The sequence below is a fragment of the Sphingobacterium sp. BN32 genome, assembly GCF_030503615.1.
GTDB lineage: Bacteria > Bacteroidota > Bacteroidia > Sphingobacteriales > Sphingobacteriaceae > Sphingobacterium.
Map to the genome: position 1 here is coordinate 2,828,281 of NZ_CP129963.1, position 17,246 is coordinate 2,845,526.

11 protein-coding genes are annotated in these 17,246 nt (G+C 41.8%); all 11 read right to left on the bottom strand.

Features of this window, described 5'->3' with window-relative positions; translation table 11 throughout:
- Nucleotides 1-27: 27 nt before the first annotated feature.
- On the bottom strand, nucleotides 28-1,491 hold the full coding sequence (locus QYC40_RS11925; protein ID WP_301990467.1) for a DNRLRE domain-containing protein: 1,464 nt from the start codon (nucleotides 1,489-1,491) through the stop codon (nucleotides 28-30).
- Between the two features lie 19 nt (nucleotides 1,492-1,510).
- Nucleotides 1,511-2,956, bottom strand: a complete 1,446-nt coding sequence (locus tag QYC40_RS11930) for a RagB/SusD family nutrient uptake outer membrane protein (protein WP_301990468.1) — start codon at nucleotides 2,954-2,956, stop codon at nucleotides 1,511-1,513.
- Nucleotides 2,957-2,973: 17 nt separating this feature from the next.
- Nucleotides 2,974-6,084, bottom strand: a complete 3,111-nt coding sequence (locus QYC40_RS11935) for a TonB-dependent receptor (protein ID WP_301990469.1) — start codon at nucleotides 6,082-6,084, stop codon at nucleotides 2,974-2,976.
- Nucleotides 6,085-6,251: 167 nt separating this feature from the next.
- Nucleotides 6,252-9,209: a glycoside hydrolase family 2 TIM barrel-domain containing protein gene (locus QYC40_RS11940; protein WP_301990470.1), complete on the bottom strand. Its 2,958-nt coding sequence runs from the start codon at nucleotides 9,207-9,209 to the stop codon at nucleotides 6,252-6,254.
- A 4-nt stretch (nucleotides 9,210-9,213) separates the two neighbouring features.
- Complete coding sequence (locus QYC40_RS11945) at nucleotides 9,214-10,518, bottom strand: BNR-4 repeat-containing protein (protein ID WP_301990471.1); 1,305 nt, start codon at nucleotides 10,516-10,518, stop codon at nucleotides 9,214-9,216.
- A 93-nt stretch (nucleotides 10,519-10,611) separates the two neighbouring features.
- Nucleotides 10,612-11,493, bottom strand: coding sequence for an alpha/beta hydrolase (locus tag QYC40_RS11950; protein WP_301990472.1), 882 nt, complete (start codon nucleotides 11,491-11,493; stop codon nucleotides 10,612-10,614).
- Nucleotides 11,494-11,704: 211 nt separating this feature from the next.
- A complete protein-coding gene (locus QYC40_RS11955; RefSeq protein WP_301990473.1) occupies nucleotides 11,705-12,982 on the bottom strand; it encodes a glycoside hydrolase family 88 protein in 1,278 nt (425 codons plus the stop codon).
- A gap of 344 nt (nucleotides 12,983-13,326) precedes the next feature.
- Complete coding sequence (locus tag QYC40_RS11960) at nucleotides 13,327-13,935, bottom strand: RNA polymerase sigma factor (RefSeq protein ID WP_301990474.1); 609 nt, start codon at nucleotides 13,933-13,935, stop codon at nucleotides 13,327-13,329.
- 92 nt (nucleotides 13,936-14,027) lie between these two features.
- Nucleotides 14,028-15,050 carry a hypothetical protein gene (locus QYC40_RS11965; RefSeq protein WP_301990475.1) on the bottom strand — a complete coding sequence of 341 codons (1,023 nt, stop codon included), beginning with the start codon at nucleotides 15,048-15,050 and terminating at the stop codon, nucleotides 14,028-14,030.
- A gap of 129 nt (nucleotides 15,051-15,179) precedes the next feature.
- A complete protein-coding gene (locus QYC40_RS11970; RefSeq protein ID WP_301990476.1) occupies nucleotides 15,180-15,863 on the bottom strand; it encodes a DUF4998 domain-containing protein in 684 nt (227 codons plus the stop codon).
- A gap of 28 nt (nucleotides 15,864-15,891) precedes the next feature.
- Nucleotides 15,892-17,244 (bottom strand): DUF5126 domain-containing protein, encoded by a 1,353-nt coding sequence (locus tag QYC40_RS11975; protein WP_301990477.1) that lies wholly within the window; start codon nucleotides 17,242-17,244, stop codon nucleotides 15,892-15,894.
- Nucleotides 17,245-17,246: the final 2 nt, after the last annotated feature.

The following is a 17,246-nucleotide window of genomic DNA, read 5'->3' on the forward strand; positions in this document are numbered from 1 at the left end:
CTGTACAAAAACCTCCTACTTTTTACATTACATCACCGGGATGCTTGCTATTTCGGGATATACTCCACCGATATAATCGAATACCTTTAACTGTATCTGATCGTTGCCTTCCTGATTCCGCACATACTTAATTGCTCCACTGGCAAGCTCCTGTTGGGTAAACCGAGTATACAGCTGCATCGGTAAACCATATTTTGTCAAGGTTCCATTTGCAGGAAGCACATGCAACGAATAGATAATATTATTGTCTGAATACTGATATTGTCCTCCATCCGCCGCAAATGAGATATGTTCTTTCGTCAAAGGCGCAGCGGTTTTTCCAGCAAGTTGCAAAGGCTTTATTCCAACCAATTTCAACGCAGTCGGCATACCGCCCATCAAACTAATGAAGGCCTTAAAACCACCCTTATTAGCCTCTATATTTCTAATTTGAACGGATGAGGATGTCACATTTGATCCGTTGAGCAATTGCAGCCCTAAAGAAAGCTGTTTTTCCTTCGCACTGTAGACTTTCTGTATAAATCCTGTTATATCTATTCCGTTCCAATCTAAGACTAAGTTTCCATTGCTAACTTGTGCTCCAAAGGCCGGCATGTTATTCCAATTTACGGTTTTCGCCTGCCACTCATTATTGACTGCAAAAATGCCACAATTAGGGATAAAATTTGATCCATTGATTAGATTCACAAAGAAATTCAATTTCGCTGACGTAAGCTCATCCAGATAAGCAATGGGAGGCAGATCAAACTTAAATAAGGTCTGACGCAATTGCCCAGTCCTGGAAACCAGCTGGTTGATGGAAGCGTCATAGTTTGCTGTTTTATTGGCAAAATAAGTATGCGAATCTTCCTTTACCCAAATGGTATCTTTCTTAGCTAAGCTATAGTCTACATTATCAGGAATCGAGTCTGTTGGTTTTACTTTTTTCTGTGAAATAGGAAACAGATCTACGACATGTGCCACACCATCCATGAACAAGTAATCCTGCCGAATCACTTCAATTGGCTCGGTGGCTAAGAGTGTTGAATTGTTCACTAGCATACGATACTTGTCTGCACTCGTCGCTACGCGAGAAAGGTATAAGATATTACCCGACCCTGTCGCCCCTTCAATGGTTTGATCGATGGTTAAGTCGATGGAACGGAAAGCTCCATCCATATAAAGGTAGCTAAATAAATCGCGGACGACATTGACGGAAAGGTCGCTTATCTTAGCTACTCCAGCTTTACTCAAGACCGCCCTAATAGCATTATTTGTTGGCACGACGCGGGTTCGGCTTCCCGCAGCAATCTCATCTGTTAAACCGGCGTATCGGATGGCCTCCGCATATAAGGTTAAGGTGCTGTCTTTTCCCTGTTCGATATAATCCAACAGCTTAATGTTGCTCAATTGATCGGGGTTGGTATCCAACTCATAGTCTCTTATCAAGTCCTTACAACCTAAAGTCAGCCCTATGATCAATATTAAAATTATTGGCTTAAATATTTTCATGATTATCACTTTTTAAGCGTTATTTATAATATTCATTTTGCTCAATTCCGTTACCTCTTCGAATCTCTTCAATATGTACAGGCCAAAGGATTGCTAAAGGGTTGAGGTCAATACCTACATTTTCCTTCAGCACCTCTATGGCTTTTCCACAGCGTACAAGATCGAACCATCGGTGTCCTTCATAGGATAATTCAAACTTCCGTTCCTCGAGAATGAGTTTTTTAAAGTAATCTGTTGGATATAGTTCTCGGTTCAAATAATCTGCTTCAGGTATTTCGAAATCGGGACCACCTGCGCGTGCTCGTATTTTATTGACCAGCGCCATTGCCTTTTTCCTATCATCATCCGAATCGCCTAAATTTGCGAAGGCTTCTGCGCGCAACAGATAGATATCGGCCAGTCGCATCAACACAATATTTCGGGTGTCGACGGTATAACTAAATCCAATAGTAAACTTGGTTGTTTTGTATAATCCGGAAGATGCTCTTTCATGTATAATCACTGCGCGCCAATCCGCGTCGTCAAAGCTATCTGCATATTTAGGATTGGGGCGTAAGTACGGGAAATTACTGGAAAGATAACTGGATAAATATTGGTTGTCATCACCATCACCTATGCTAAAGGCGAGCTCAAAGATTGACTCTTTGGATTGGCCTTTGTTAAATATTTCAGCGTATTCTGTCGCCTGCACTCTTGCTTTAAAATCTTTATCATTGACACTGATCGCCGGACTATACAAAGCCGCAAGACTATAACTTCCATTGTTGACAATTTGCTCAGTGCGTTCGATCACCTTCTGATAATTATGCTCCCATGCATAAGCATGCGCATCGATTGCTAATACCGCGGTTTTTGTCATTTTGGTTCGTACCGTTGAAGAACTCGGGATCAATCGGCTAGCTTCCTCCAGATCGGCATGAATCTGTTTAAAAACATTCGCTACAGGTTCGCGACGTTTTTCATCGAGATCCTCATTGGTCAAGTAGGGTTCAATTACCAAAGGCACGTCGCCCCAGATGCGCACCATATAAAAATATGCGTAGGCACGTAAGGCATAAGCTTGCCCCATGAGATTATCAGCGACATCTTGTGTAATTTTTTGATCAGCTAATAATTCGGGGGTAAATTTCAGCAAGACATTTGCTTGTTTAACAATGAGGTAGAAATTGGACCAATTGGCAATATTCATACTATATTCAAGTCGGTTGCTAATGACTTTGTCGACATTGACATTGAATGCATTGTTGTAAAAGACGTCTGCGCGCATCTCTCCATAGAACAGGAAGTTGAGTTGCAATGCAGCCTGCAGCCTTTCGTATCCTGCATTCAATAATGCGTTTAGGTGGGCTTCCTCTTTCGGGAAATTTTCACCGGTCCAAGAAGTGGTCGGTTCCAGGTCCAACATACTGCAAGAGGAAGTCAGTATATGGACGCTTAATACGATGTATAAAATAATTCTTTTCATCTTCTTAACATTTAAAGTTAGAACTGCACATTGATTCCAAAATTATAAGAGCGGCTCTTTGGGAACGCCCCATTGTCTACCCCCTGCACCAATGGGTTGGTCGAGGTATTTACTTCAGGGTCAAATCCTGTATACTTACTCCAAGTCAGCAAATTTGTACCCGATACATAGGCGCTCACAGAACGGACAAATGAGCCCTGGAATAATTTCGTAGGCAATGTATAGCCTAATACCACTTCCTTCAATCGAATGAATGAACCATCTTCCAAATTGAAGGTTGAGGGTCTGAAATTTTCCATCGAATCACCATAGCGGACCATCGGGAAATTCGTCACATCACCTTGTTCTCTCCAGCGGCTTAATGCATCTTGACCTAAATTTCCGGTATAGAACATCCGATTTCGCATTCGTCTCAATTCATTCATCACCTTATTGCCGTAGGACCAATAAAGCGAAAAGTTCAAGGAGATGCCTTTGTAGGCGAGTCTGTTGGTGAACCCCCCAATAAACTTTGGATTTGGATCTCCGATAATCAGGCGATCGGCATCGTCAATTATACCATTGCCGTCTACGTCAAGCCAGATCATATCGCCACCTTTGAATGGTTCTCCCGTGGCGGCTCCTTTGAGGTATTTACGTTCTGTGCCATCGGGCGCCCTGTATACATTGCTTTCATCAGTCGCATAAACTCCTAAGGCTTGATGTGCATAGAAAATACCGATTGGCTCACCAACGCGTCCCAGCGAAAAGCCTCCGATGATCACATCTTCAGCACGCGGCAATTCGGTAATCTTATTTTTGTTGAATGAAAAGTTCAGGCTGGTTTCCCAGCGTACTTTTTTATTTAGATTGATGGACTCCACTAGCAATTCGACACCTTTATTTTCGATGCTTCCGAAATTGGTTGCTACGGAGGAGAAGCCTGTATAGTAATTAATCGGAAAGTCGAAAAGCAAATCCTTGCTTTCCTTGAGATAGACGTCTCCGACGAAGGACAGCCTGCCTTTGAAGAAACTCAAGTCCAAGCCAGCGTTCCATTGCGTTGTGGTTTCCCAGCCGAGATTGGCGTTGCTGAGATCATTATGATTGATGATGACATTGCCATCATATCTACTTGCTGCGGCGGAGTAGCCCCCTTGCCATGCATAATTGGAAATGCTTTGGTTTCCTGTAACACCGACACTGGCTCTAATTTTGGCGTCGTTAAGTACAGGTTTGGCAAAGTCGAAGAATTTCTCATCGGAAAAACGCCATCCGATTGATGCAGAAGGAAAGTATCCGAATCGATTATCTTTACCAAATCGCGAGGATCCATCACTTCGAAGAGTGAAAGACGCCAGGTATCGACCCGCGTAGCTATAATTCGCACGACCAAAGAAAGACAACATAATTCGCTCCCCTTCGGTGCGAGATACGGTGGTAAACTTTGATGCACTTTGGATAGGATTAATCTTCGGGTCGATGTAACCTTCGCCGTTCAAACGAATCGACTCTGAGAAATCACGTTCGATCGACATCCCCAACACAGCGCCGATCTTATGTTTTTTTAAATTCTTGTTATACGACAATGTATTTTCATTGACGAACTTGTTGCCCTCAGTTTGGCTGAACTTACCATAGGATCGTCGTGGAGATGCTGAGTCGAATTCCTCGCCCTGAAAGCTGGATTGCTTCACCCTCGAGATATTGGTATACAGGCTCGCGCGCGCGATGAGCCCCTTCATTAATTCTGCAGACACGAATTGATTGAGCGTTAATGTTCTTTGCGCAAAGCTGATTGGAATTTTTTCAGCCATCGCCAAGGGGTTTCTCATTTCCCGTTGTCCGAGCCAACTGGTCATTTCGCCAGTTAAGGGATCGTAGGGTGCAAAGACGGGATTTGTCAATACTGCCGCCCGCAAAGCACTATAGTTGTTACTTCCTGTGGATAGAATACGCTGATAATCAACGTCAGTATAGGATATATTCGTTCCTCCAGTAATCTTTTTCGACAATTTATACGAGAAATTCGCTCTCCCGTTGAGCTGTTCGTATCCGGTTGCAACGACAACCGGCTGTAAATTTCTATAACCCAGCGATATGCCGTATGTGAAGTTATCGGAACTTCCTTGTAAACTTAGGTCGTTACGGGTTTGGTAGGCAGTTCTAAATATAACGTCCTGCCAATCTGTTGTCTGATTGTAGTAAGGGTGGTATGGGTTTAAAACCCAGGGTTGTGTTGCCGGCTGTCCATTGTTAGCACGCGATTCTGCATATGCTGTTCGAAATTGTTCTCCGTTCATAACATCGAGTTTTCGAGAATTGGCGACAAAGCTAGAGGTATGCCCCAGCGTTATTTTCGGTCGCATTTGTCCGAATTTATTTCCGCCTTTCGTTGTGATAATCACGACACCATTCGCTGCCCTCGATCCATATATTGCACCCGATGCAGCATCCTTCAGTACCTCAATAGACTCAATATCATTTGGGTTTAGATTCGCCAGTGGGCTGAACGTCGCATCATCGTCGATCGAACTTATATTTCCTGATTCTACCGGAACTCCATCGATGATATATAGGGGGTCGCTTGCCCCATTGATGGAGGATGCTCCGCGGATTTTAATATTCGATCCTGCGCCGGGCTCGCCGGAAGTTGTGACGATCTGCATCCCTGGAATTTTACCCTGAAGTGCAGAGTTAATATTTGCACCGGGATTGGTCTCCATGTCTTCGGCTGATATGGAAGTGATTGCACCCGTTACGTCCCTTTTCTCTTGAGTTCCATATCCGATAACGACAACTTCATTTAGTGTGCTTGCCAGCTCTTGCAGCTCAACTTGCAGATCTGTCTTCCCTTGGACAGGAATCTCCTGTCTTTCTCTTCCAACAAACGTGAATACTAAAATGGCGTTCTGCGGGACATTCGACAAGGAGAACATGCCTCTATTATTCGTATTCGTCGATTTCGTTGTACCCTTGATGGTTACCGAGACCCCTGATATCGGCTCTCTGCTCTTAAGGTCGATAACGGTTCCTTGGATGGTTTTGTTCTGAGCATAGCTGTTCAAGACAAAAAAGAGATTGATGAACAAGAAAAACACACAGTGCCACCTTGTTCTTTGATGTTTGATTTTACCTGCCTTTGTCATAATTATAGGGTTTATTAATTGGCAATAATTGTTATTAAACTAGTTAGATCATATTCCGCGAACCCTCCCTAGGTATAGGTTGGTTGGCGACCTCGGTTATTTTTGTGCTCCCTGTATTTCGATTTCGAAGAGCATTCACAGTTTTTTGATTCTTGCTGCGATAAGCGTTATGGTCTTATCTCCGTATGAATAAATGCCGTTTCCAGCACCACTAATCTGCGATCTCCACGAAAACTCACTTTTAGCGACTGTGCATTGATTGGACAGTTGACCTCTTTGGTACTGTGGGGAGGAATTTCAAGTTGTACGGTTGCAGCATTAACTTGCTTATGGATGATAAGCGGCTTATCACTCGGATTCCAAACTTTGCTGACCGACAGATTGACCCCCGGAAGTACTCTGCACCAGAAGAAACCAATTCCCTCAGACGATTCCTTATTCAGAATTTCCGGCATCGCGCCGAAACCTCTCAAATAATAGGGTCCGAAAGGGCGTCTTCCATTGGCAACATACTGCACACCGGGTCTCGTAGCAAATGCAACACGGACGCCGGGAGCAAATTGATCGCCTTTTTCTGTCACCGTAATTTGGTTTTTGGTTCCCTCGGGAATACGAGGTGTCGAGTTGATCATGAAACCACTGTTAATTCCTGTTAGTATACCTTTTTCGGTTTCATAATCGCCCCAAATAATCGTATTGCTGATCAGTGGGTGTAGTTCATGCTCTTGGTCTGAACTGTTGTACGCGAGGAGGTTTAATAGTAATCGGTCTGCCACGGGGTCTAATCCGGTCCTCCGAACTAAATCGAATCCGCCCAGGAGTACACTTCCTTGTCCGATAAACTGCTCGGCGAGCACTGTTCCTTCCAAACCCGGGCCGTAGTTGCATAGGATAGCGATGCTTTCCAATGCTTCTTTATGAACCGGCATAAATCCGTCGGTTACTGGATAAATTGCCGGAAATCCAGCCTTGTCTTCATTCCAGTTGGTATAGTCCGACCACACTTGAAAATTTTTACGTTGAATATCTCTGGTAACCGGATGGTCCGACCTTTCGGCATTTACGTAGTATCCATTATGAGAGGGACGGACTGGCGATGGGTATGCAGGATCGTCAATATCGGGTATAGCACTCCTATAGGGTTTCTCCAAAATGCTGTTCAGGTAAGGGAGATGAAGTGAATCTTGTCGCAAGCTAAGTACTCTCCCCCCTTCCTGTATAAAACGTTTTATTCGTGCACTGCTCGTCTTTACCATCTCATCTGCAGCATTCTCACCGATCACGAGCGCTTGGTTTTGCTCTAATTTATTGAAATTGGAAACAGTCTTATAGAGAACGCCCAATTTCTGAAATGCTTTAGCAGAACTTCCAGAAGGATCATAAAGTGAAATTACCTTGCCAACGCTTCCGCCAGATCTTGTATAAAATTGATCTGCAATAAAAAGTTTTTGACTGTTCTTACTCCGCTCTTTACCGTCGGAATAGATGCTTCCTTCTAATGTGTAATCACCCGTACTCAAATTATCCGGAATTCTTAGACTTACTTGCTTTTTTACAGCCTTATAGTAAGGAATATTTGAAAACTGTAGGGTATCTCCCACCAGCTTACGACCAATTTTATCGACGAGATGATAAATTAGAGTAACCTTTTTTAAATCTTCGCCATTGTTCTGATCATTGACTACATGGGCGATCGGTTGGATGGTTGAACCTGCATAAACTTGTGTTGTCCAACATTCCCAACTCAATAAGACCGGCTGAAAAGAAAGCATGACTTGCTGTGCGGCCGGCTTGGGATTCATATCAGCAAATTCCTTGATGTTGTCCCAATTATAAAATAAAACTGTGAATGGGAAAATTCCGCTCAGTTCAGGATTAATACTGCGTAAGCGCCTAAATATTTCTACAGCATTTTTGATCGTAAAGATTTGATGTTCGCTTGCCAGCTGGGCCTGCAAGTCTTGACGTTCATGCCCTGTCCAATTCAGTTGGGAACCTGGATTTTTATGCGCTGGCGTTAGATTATAACGACCGTCAGGTCCAGTATAGTTTCCGATTGTTTCTGTAAAAGTAATCGGCTGCTGTTTTTTTGGAAAAGGAATGATTTTCTCATTATCGCGCGTATGAATGTAGGTAAATGGGGAAGCGTAATACCAACCCCAATAACGATGTAGATCACAGATATCTCCGGCTTTCCCATAGCCATAACCGGCATTGGCAATATATGCCCGGGTTTCATCCCATTCGCGTAACTTTTCATAGCTATAAGTTAAGAACTTCTCCCATTCTATGGCTCTTTTTCCAACAAAAGGTGTTTCGTTGGTCATCGCATAAATCATCAATGAAGGGTGGTGTGCAATAGGTCCCAATTTCTGATACTTATACCAGGCTACAGCACGGTCATAGTCTGCGGGAAATCCGCCATCTGTTTCATCCCCTACTTGCTGAAAATGCTCTACGTTGGCTCCTTTTGCTGCTGAACCAGCATAGTTGCCACCGAATACCATCATCCCTAATTCGTCGCATACGTCATACCAGGTTTCATCATCCGGGATGCGGATGATATTAACATTTAAACGCTTCATAAAACTGACGTATTCTTCTGCGAATCTCCGACTTCGTTCCACATGCGAAGGGATACCCCGATTTGGTGGATTGACCGCAAATCCTCGAAGAAAGATCAACTTTCCGTTTAGGAATAAATTCCCCTCTTTCGATTCAAAAAATCGGAATCCGAGCCGTTCCCTGGCAGAAGCAACGAGCTTGTCCTTATCGAATTGTTCGAGCGTCAGTTCGTATAAATGGGGATCAGTGGGTGACCAAAGTTTGGGCTTTAGACCGTCAATTGTAAAAATTCTTACATGTTTATTATTTGGATCGACTTGATCAAGACTTATCTTTCCTTCCCAAAGCGTATGCTTATCTTTTATCCCTTTAATAGTAACCTTAAACGTATGCTTTGGCGACTGTATAAAAGCATCTCTTAGCGTTACGCGGACATAATCCAGACCTGTGAACGGGGTTAATTGCGCTTGATCTTTCGATTGCGCTTGGGCCTTGGCAACTGAGCATAGGATGGCTAGGAAAATGATATATTTTCTTAAAAATTCACCTGTCTTTTTCATAACCTTATCTGTTGATCATTAGATTGGTGAGGTATCTGGTATAGTGATCATATCTACCGTTCATCCACATTACAAAGGGTTTGTTTCCCGAATATTGATCCACGACATAAGGTCGCACATTACTTGATTTGGATTTGCTGGTTAATGCGGATGTCTCCCATTTGCCTTTGTTTAATCTCCATTCTTCAATTTCGAACAGCTTGCCGACCTGTCGAGCGAGGAAAACTCGGGAGGGATCATTGTGATCAAGCACTACGCCTCCGGAATAATATTCTTCAAGAATTTTTCCATCCTTTTCCGGGCTAGTAATCTGCTTTCCGGAGTTTATCAGCTTAGTATCTTTCCAAGCTTTTCCGTCCCATGCGGCGTAATGGTAGATGTGGTCATTAATAGTTGGATAGCGCGCATAGGTGACGACGGGGAACCCTTGCTTGTCCAGAGCGATATCCCAGATCCAGGATTTGACCTGATGCTGATTCGCGTCATATAGTTTATGCACTTTTGAAATATCTACCGGGCGACCATCCATCGCTGTAATAAAGCTTCCATCGGTTTGATAGAATTTATCCTTCTCAAGGTACATGTGGAACACAGAAGCAGTATCCAACTTAGGATGCCCGTTGGTAAATAGGAAATGTATTTTGGACTTATGATCGGAAACAACTTTGAGATAAGGGATTCTGTCGTACGATCCTTTGCTATCCAAAAAAGGTTTGGCATCGGTCCAGGTTTTTCCTAAATCATCACTGTAGACATAGTGTTGCTTCCAATTGGTGTATTTCGGATTTGCTGGATCTCGTTTATTTCGACTTCTAAAGAACACATATATTCTATTGTGCTCATGAGATAACATTACTGGATGTGAATAGGTAATAAGCTCATTGTTGAGGCCAAAGTTCAATTCACGTTCTTCTTCCCAGGCACTTATATCTTCGGCATACTTGCTTTTGCGGAGAAAGAATTTGCCATTATGTTCGGTGTAGAACGTCAGAATCTTGCCATCTGGCAGAAATAAGATGGACGGCACATTATGATCATCTACTTGTAGCTTATCGTGCAGGATGAAGGTCTCTGTTTTAGCGCTGGGTAGTTCACGGGAAGAAATACGCACATCTCCTTTGCTGTTGATATATCCGAAATATATCTTCTCTTTTTTCCCTTTATGATAAACCGCCCTTGGGTCTGCATACCAACACCAAGTCCCATCCTCTATGGCGACATTTGTGTTGTTTTGGCAGTACGCATTTATCGGAATCAAGCATAGAATCCCAATACAATAGAGTAAGACTCGCTGCAGTTTATGCGACATTTGAGGAGGCCGCATTATTCGTTTTTGTATCATGTGTTTAGATTTAATAGGTGTTAGCTTTTGTTCGTTTTTTATTTCATGTTTCTTAAGTTATTATTCATACGCGGGCATGTTTGAGGTTAAAAATTTATCTATGGTATTGATTTCGTTTTTGGTTATATAGTTGTAAATGGCATGTCCCATATTTTTGAGGATATGTATTTCGGATTGTTGGATATTCAGTTCATTCATTTTTTTGTGCAGTGCATAAGCATAAGCGACATTAATAAGATCATCCTGTTCTCCGTGAAACGTTAGCAGCGGAGCTGCGCTCGCTCGGATATCATCGGTACTTGCCAGTCCACCCCAAAAATTAACGACACAGCGTATCGGCAATATTTTCTGCTTTGAACGATAGGTCGTATAAAGCGCAGTCATTGCACCAGCAGAACCTCCTGATATGGCAAGTCTATTCGTATCCAAAGCATAATTTTCTGCATGATTCTTTATCCATTGCAGGGCCAATTCTGTATCTGCAGAGGCCATTTTGACGGCTGTTTCCAAACCGGTATGGAACTTCCCATCTTTGGGAAGTCCGTCCTTCATATTGGCCCCTGCAGATGCACCTTGAATCTTATTTTGCTTTAAATGGAGGTAGTAATTTATAGAGACGACCGCGTATCCTTTCGCTGCAATCTCTTTACACAGCGCCACATTGCCTTTCGCACCTTTGTCTCCTCCGGAAAAACCGCCGCCATGAATAAAAACCAAAATTGGAAGGCTTTCCATGGGCTTTGTATGCGGAAGGTAAAGATCCAGCAATCGATCTGACGAAGTATCTTGTCCGATTCCTAGGGGTGCATCGGCGTACCTGAGGTTACGTTGAATCATGATTGTCGACGAGTCTGAAACGGATTGTGCCTGTAAGTACAAAAAAGAAGGAATGAACAGTGCGATCATGAGCATTATTCTATTTACAACGTGCTTGTATTCCATATTGTTGAAGTTTAGTTTTTAATTTGCTATAGCTTTATCGATAAATACCTGCCCTCCCTTAATTGCTGCTCTTTGTGTCCTATCTTTATTAGGAGCCTTCCAGAAATCATCATGGGGAGGTCATCCTAAAACGAGGAATTCCTGAGCGGTTCCGTTATGATTAATTAGGCCGCGTAGAATAAGTATACCTAGGACATGTTCCATCTTATTGTTAGTTTAATTTATCGACCTTCAGTTTCTTATAACGTGAGATAGCTTCTAAGTAATAATAATCTGCATAAGACAATGGCACATCCACTTCTCGGTCCTTCGTTAGATTACCAACGCTATGTTTTAAAATGAACCCAGCATTCTCTCCAAGCGAGGCCGTGTAGGTTGGGGTGGAGAGTGCTTTGATTATAGTTTCCGCAGCCCTGAGATATTCGACGGACTTGTCCTTCTTTACGTATTGTGCTAACTCAATTAAAGCGGAAGCCACTACCGCTGCTGCTGAGGCGTCGCGGGGGATGACCGGATATTTTGACGCATCATATTTCCAGCTCGAAGGAAAGCCCTCCTGTCCAGCATTGAAATCCCAATATGGAATTTTGTCTTCCGGAAGTCTATCATGATTTAGAAAATAATCAGCCATTCCTTGAGCGACTTTTAAAAACCGCTTGTCCTTACTTTCTCGATAAACCATCGTGAAACCATAGATTCCCCACCCTTGTCCGCGAGACCAGGCGGAGTTATGAGCAAATCCTTGATAAGTCTGCTTGTCAAGGACTTCCCCATTTTCAGGATTATATACAACAACATGATAAGCACTGTAGTCGGGTCGGACGTGGTTTTTCATGGCCGTTTCGGCATGCTTGATAGCGATATCTTTGTATTTATTGTCTCCAGTAACCGTCGATGCGAAAAAGAGGAGTTCCAAATTCATCATATTGTCGATGATGACAGGGAAATCCCAATAATCATCTGTCACAAATGATTTGATCCTATCCCAGGATTGAATACTCTTTACCTTTGGACTGTAGCGGCTAGCGAGTGATTTTGCAGATTCCAGGAGCACTTCTTTATACTTTACATCCTTCGTTAGTCTGTAAGCATTTCCAAAGCTACAGTACATCATGAAGCCTAAATCATGCGTACGTTTGTTGAATTTTTGCGTGTCCAATAACTGCAATTTTACTTTTGCTTCATCAAATATTTCTTGATCACTAGACGCTTCATACAGATATAATAACGACCCAGGATAGAAACCACTTGTCCAGTCTCTCGCCGAACTCGTAACTAATCCTTTTCCATCAGCTTCATATGATTTTGGGAAACGATTTTTGGGGAGCTTAGATTTTAATAATTTATACTGCAATATTGCGTTTTGAAAGCTGCTGTCTATGATATTTATGATTTTTCGAGCAGCATCATCGCTGGAATTAATATGTGCTACGGAACATCCCATTAATGAGAATAACAACAACGCCAACATGACATAATTGGGTTTCATATTTTATTCGGTAGATTAGTGTTTATAAGTCGATTTGATGAGCAGTTCTCCCACTACTTATGCCAAATCAACCGATTGGTTACGTAACCGAATATAAAAAATATGTTTTTACGAATACTGTAGATCTTTAAAATACGACTTTATTTTTTTCGAAAAAATAGCGTTTTCGGCTACTTTATTAAACCTCAAACGTTTTCGATTATTTTTTAAAAAACTATGCGTTTGTAACAGCAATAATTGTGGTATAAAATGATACTATGAAAGAATGTATAAAAGAAACGAGTAGAAAAGATTAAAAGGCTATTTTTGAGGGCATTCACCCTAGCGAGGATAGACATTTTCGCCTATCCCCAAAATGTACTTATTAGGGTAATTATGCCGTACAGACTGATATCTTTCTTTTTGAAGACTAGTTTTAAAGCTGTCATTGCTTTCGAACGAGCAAAGTATATATTATTCGCTGTTGTGCCCAATGTGCTACAGATTTCATTGGTATCCATTCCTTCAAAATAAGTCATCCGGAATACTTCTGCTTGATTTTTTGGTAGCTTATCCAGTTCTAACATAATTTGTTCAATGAGTTCTGAATAAATGATATCTGTTAGTACATCGGACCTATTCTCAATTTTATCCCACAACAGCTCTTCACCAAGGTCCACTGTCTTGCAAAATGCAGAACCAACATGATCGTAACATGCATTTCGAGTGATAAGAAATAGAAAGGACTTCGTAGCTTGAACGCTGGATGCATTCGCTCGATTAAACCAAAGTTTGCAAAAAGATTCGGATACAATTTCTTCAGCTACTTCGCGGTTCTTGGTAATCCTATTTGCGAATACAAATAATTGCTCAGCGTATTGGCTCATAAAATAACGAAGCCCCAGCTCGTCTCCGAGTTGCAACTTTTCAAGATATTGGCTATCTAAGGTAGATTTTTGGTTGAACTGTTTCACAATGAGCGTAAAAGTAGCTATAACAAACCTAGCAAGGTTACCTAATATCGTTATTTTTTTGTTAACTAAATATGTCCAAATTTGTTATTCCATTATTTTAACATTCCATCCTTCCAAGTGAGCCGTTCACCCCAAAAAGGAATCATTGTTTTATCACATTTTACAGCAGGCAAATGCTCCATTGTTTTTGTAATTGACGCCTGTCCATGAGGGTACGGCTTATGCCTAAGCTCGATTAAATGCGTTAATACCGCATATTCGGGTTGCACCTGTCCTTCACCCGTTCCTAATAAATTATTCTCTCGTGGTTCACCCCAGCGCATCACTAACAAATTTACGGGGCCTTGGATTTTTGTAAAATTTGCTGGTGTGAACCCTGCATCTCCACAATGTAACAAAGAGAATGAGCCAGCGTCTGCTCCACAGTCAATTCGAGCCATAGATATAAACTTTGGAAACTTAGGGTTAGCGAGGTGATCGTCCATATCTGTACGGATAGTGATATTGCCAATTTGATAGCTCGTTGGCACCAAAGAATGATAGGCAGAGCCTGGTTTATAAAAGTTAGAAATAACAGGTTTACCGAGCTTGGTCATGGCCTCCATCAACTTAACATTTGCATGATCACCGTGGTTGTGTGTGATATAAAGAAAGTCAAGATATGGCGCAAATTGAGAAGCCAATCGATGATCTACATCAATACCGAAACAAGCTGAGGGTGTCTTTACGATAAATCCCATATTATAAAGTAGCCACACTTGCGCGGTTCCATTTTTTACCCGATTATTTTTCACCTCATTTAGAACCTTGTCAAAGCTTTTTCTATAAGCATATAGAATAGGAACCTTTCGCTCCATAGCCATTGCATCTTCTTCGGACATCTCCAAGTAGGCCTTGAATTCCTCAGGCGGAAAACTATCAGAATATTGTTCTATGGTTTTTAGCAGGTCGATTCGCTGAGGACTTAGATCGAAGGCTGTTGTTTTCTCTAAGCTTTTCCAGGTTTTTATTGCTTTCTGGATGTCGTTTTTTTTACTATTCTCCTGAAGAACAACTTGTCCCGACGAAACGAACACAAATAGGAACATGGAGAAAGTTATTAAAAGTCTTTTCATACTATACACTACGTTTTAGGTTTTCTGATTTAAATTGGCAAATGTTAAGAAACAATTATTCTTCCTTGCCAACGACAAGGAAGAATAAGGAACCTTCTATGATATCCCTTTTCAAAGGATACTCTTATTTTATGGAATTATTGTTTCCAAATAATTGGGCGTCATCAGGGTGTCAATATCATTTGCATTGATTAGGTATCTGGTTTTGCTTCTAACTAAACCACCTTTTTTTGCGTTGACCATCGTTAGTGTTTTAACGACAACCACTTCTTTAGTGAATTGTCCGTTAGTCTGCTCATAGCTTACTAAATTATCTACCGCGCCAACTCTGTTATCAAAGTTAATGACTAGGTTGTTTTGTGTAAAGCGGACCACTGATGGCAATAGGGTGTTGATATAATTAGCTCCATAAACATAGCCACCTTTATTCGTCATTAATGATTTATTACCAAAGGTATCTACATTCCATGCTTCAATCAGAACATTGCCTTCAATGTCGGGCATTTGCAGCGTTGTATAGTAGCCGCCGAACTTTTTATTAAAATTGCTCTCGCTATAATCAACTTTCAGTGAATCGCGCAAACCGGCGGCGGTATTCCAGCGTAGCATAAAGAATGATTTATTTACGTCCTCTGCAGGCACCACGACCACCCCTACCTTATTAAATCCAGACTTCACGTTGATATCAGCAATACGTGCGGCATAGACTATAGGCCCATCCTTCACATACTGATTCAGTAAATCGTCTGCATTATCACAGCCGAGCTGCAGAAAAGAAAGAATCCCTCCAAGTATATATATTAACTTCTTCATCTTTAAAAATTTTAATCTATACATTCCTCTAATATGACTTAAGCACCTCTCCAAACATCTTGAATTCATTGATCGTGTAAAATGTTTCAGTCGGTGTATAGGACTCCATCAACTGCAATCTCATATATCGGAATGATTCTGTAGGTTTTGCATTAGGATTTACATTATCTTCAGAAATAGCGTACTCCTGTTTGTTATAAAAGTAATCGGTCTCCTCCTGCGTAATACTAGCCATATTTGCCGGCATTTTTCCTACATACTCACCAATGAGAATCCATCCCTCCGGAAACTTCGACCAGCGTGTGCTATTCGCATCATTCGTTCCCCAAATCCTAAACCTCTTGACACTGGAACGTGCGTATAAATAACTTGCCGACGGTCTAGGGTAAATCTGTATTCTACTTAGTCGTAGATCTTGACTCAAATCGACCGTAACATAAAGGTCATGAACGTAGGTACGCTGCGTAGGTTGTCCTTCCGGAATTTTGAAAAACTTATAGGCCAAAAAGTTATTTGCTGCCGTAACCCCATTAAACATCGTTTGAGGACCAAACGCCGCACTATGCGAAATTCCATCATTTTGAATACCGGTTACCAGGTTATATCCAAATAAGGCATAATCTTTCCCTGCGGTTCCATAGGATGGATTAAAATAGGCTAGCGGTTTCACCGTATTGTAGTCGATCAATTGCTCTTTATATGGAGTAATCAACTTAATCAACGTATCAGTCCGATTTCCCCATTTATCAGATATTACAAATCCAAACTTCTGCTCCACATTATCGTACTGTCTGATATATGTTGTTGTATTCAATGAGTCTGCGCTATAAATTCTCTTCGAAGGATCCTCTATTAGCGTCTTTTCTCCCATCTGAATTTGATCCTCCGTCAAAACATGTATTGCAAAGGGTTGTGCTTCTTTATTTTCCCAATGTAACTTAACACCTCCAAATGCCGGAATAGCCTCCAAACTTTGACGCGCAATTTCTACCGGTGACAGCAGGGGCTTTTCACGAACCTGCGTAATATCCGATTTATTACCCCCCTCATCCACAACCGCTAATTCAACAAAGACCTCGTCGGTTCCTGTAAAACCTTCAACAAGAATAACATGACTGTAGCGCGAAACTTTGAATTGAACTTCATTGCCCGCTTTATTCTTATAGGATGCAATAACCTGCGAATGCTTAGGGTTTCCAGCGGGCAGACTAAAGTGAATCTCTAATGCACCTGGCTTCGAAACCACCTTGTCTACGGTCAACTTTTCAGGCTTGCCACCGCCTAAATCCAATTGTTCGATTCCTAAGTAGGAATCCATGCAAGAAAGGAGCGAAAAGCTACTTACCAAGCATAAGAACAAGTATATTATATATCTTTTCATCG